General features: G+C 39.9%; 1 protein-coding gene. It reads left to right on the forward strand.

What is annotated here, in order from left to right:
- A partial coding sequence (locus tag AOA60_RS32600; protein WP_158235021.1) for a hypothetical protein occupies positions 1 to 454 on the forward strand: 454 nt, incomplete at both ends.

Raw genomic sequence — 454 nt, forward strand, 5'->3', positions numbered from 1 at the left:
CCCTAGAGGAAGTGACCCTCAGTGAGGAGCAGTTCGTATCGTTTTTACAAGACATCGAGTCCTTTGTGGGTACGGAAATGGAGATCATGGGGCAAGTATTATTTATTGATAAAAGCACATTACATATTTTAATTAATATCGATGAAGTCACTTTCCCTGTAATTGCACAAGGGAAAAAATATAGTGGGGAGATCGGTGACTTCGTAAGGGTAGAAGGATTAGTGGATGGAAAAAGCGATTTGCAGACGGAAGTATTAACGGAAGATGTGGATGAAAATGGTACGGAGATTGATGGATTTAATATTCCGATTATTAAAGCCAAGTCAATTGACCAGATTTCCTACAAAGAGGCTGTGGCCCCGACTCTTGAAACTGTTGATGTGAATAAGAGCATGGAGCAGGATGGCTTACTCATTTCATTGGACAAAATCGAGTTTTCCAAAAATGAAACAAG

This window comes from Pseudomonas sp. 2822-17 (genome assembly GCF_002742485.1).
GTDB classification, from domain to species: domain Bacteria; phylum Pseudomonadota; class Gammaproteobacteria; order Pseudomonadales; family Pseudomonadaceae; genus Aquipseudomonas; species Aquipseudomonas cyclaminis.